Annotated in this window: 2 protein-coding genes and 1 pseudogene; 1 reads left to right on the plus strand and 2 read right to left on the minus strand. The window is 72.1% G+C overall.

The features are described from left to right. Together ADK55_RS14740 and ADK55_RS14745 are read right to left on the minus strand one after the other, a co-directional pair. Positions 1-211: pseudogene (locus ADK55_RS14740) on the minus strand (amidohydrolase); the annotation flags it as partial. Positions 212-377: 166 nt separating this feature from the next. Next, complete coding sequence (locus ADK55_RS14745) at positions 378-971, minus strand: MBL fold metallo-hydrolase (protein ID WP_053678858.1); 594 nt, start codon at positions 969-971, stop codon at positions 378-380. 93 nt (positions 972-1,064) lie between these two features. Between ADK55_RS14745 and ADK55_RS14750 the strand changes: the two genes are divergently transcribed. Then, positions 1,065-1,644 (plus strand): AraC family transcriptional regulator (locus tag ADK55_RS14750; RefSeq protein ID WP_199826519.1); only part of this gene is annotated, 580 nt, incomplete at its 3' end.

Here is a 1,644-nt window from a genome sequence, read left to right on the forward strand (position 1 = left end):
GCTCGGCCGCGGCTTCGGCGAAAGCGTCCGCTACGGCGTCGCTGGCTCGGTCGCCGGTGACGGGGGCGGGGACGGGGACGGGGACGGCCAGTTGGTGTCCGGCGGCGTGGGCGTACCGGATCATGGCGGTGATCTCGGCGGTCCGCTCCCCGTCGCTGTCGCCGCCGACGCACAGGGAGCCGCAGCCACCGCCCACGTACGGTTCGTGCATCCCTGCCGTCTTGTTGGGGACGATGCTCGCTGACGGCGGCCCGGTGTTGGATCGTGGCGGCCAAGTCCCGTTGCGCCTGGGGTGTCTGGCGCCGTGCCTCGCCGCGCCGTCGCTCGCGCCCGAGTACGTCTGGTACGCGGTGAGCGGGCCGTCTTGCGGTCGCCGGCTAGCGCGGGGCGGTGTCGTCGGCCGGGAAGGCCGGTCCGTGGCCCGGAACGATGGTGTCGGCGGCGGCCAGGACCCGCAGTCGTGACGCCAGCAGCACGTCGTGGTCCGGGGCCACCGGGTCGTCCACCGGACCGTTCGGGCGCCACCACAGGTCGCCCACGAACGCGGTGACACCGGCCTCCGTGCCGACCAGCAGGGTGATGTCCTCGGCGCTGTGCCCCGGGGTGCGGATCAGCTTGAGGGAGGGTGTGAGTTCGTGGCCTTCCGCGTCGCGGTCGGTCCACTGGTCGTCACGGTAGACGGCCTTGTGGTCGTGGACGCGGGCCTGACCGAACAGACCGACGTTCATGGTGTTGTCCGGGTGGTGGTGACTGAGGATCACATCGGTGATGTCGTCGGGGCCGAGGCCCAGTTCGGCCAGGGGGCCAAGGATCCGACCGCGGCCGGCCACCATGCCGGGGTCGACGATCACGTGGTGCTCGCCGTCGGTGACGTAGGAGACCGTGGCGGCGACTCCCGGGCCGGTGGAGAGGGTGTAACCGGTGGTCAGGATCGTGTACTTGGCGCTGCGGCCGAGCGGTGCGTCTGTCATGGCCTCAATGCTTCCGGACGGGAAGGCCGCTCACGAGTGGCACATCTGCCACTGATCGCAGGATTGGTGCCAGACTGGTGCCAGACTGAGCGCATGCCCCCCTTCGCAAGTGTCGCCGCGTACGCCCCGCCCGGAGTCGGCATGCTCGCAGTCGGCATCGTCACCGAGGTCTTCGGTTGGCACGGCGGCGCACTGCCCGGCTTCGACTTCGCCCTGTGCACCGACCGCCCAGGGCCGGTTCCCACCGACCTCGGCGTGCCACTCACCCTCACGCACGGCTTGGACCGGCTCGCCTCGGCCGATCTGGTGATCGCCCTGCCGTGGGCCGACTTCCGCACCCCGCCCGCTCCCGCGGTACTCGATGCGCTGTCGGCCGCGCACGCGCGCGGATCACTGGTCGCGGCCCACTGTGTCGGCGCCTTCGCGCTCGCCGCCGCCGGACTGCTCGACGGCCGACGGGCCACCACCCACTGGCGGTTCGCGCGACTGCTCGCCGACCGCCACCCCGAAGTCACCGTCGAACCCGACGCCCTCTACATCGACGAAGGCCGTGTCATCACGGGCGCGGGAGCGGCCGCCGGCTTCGACCTCTGCCTGCACCTGCTCAGGCGGGAACACGGGGCCGCGACGGCCAACGCCGTCGCCCGCGACATCGTGTTGCCCTCCCCCCGCG

It is taken from the genome of Streptomyces sp. WM4235, from assembly GCF_001279725.1.
In the GTDB taxonomy this organism is placed as follows: domain Bacteria; phylum Actinomycetota; class Actinomycetes; order Streptomycetales; family Streptomycetaceae; genus Streptomyces.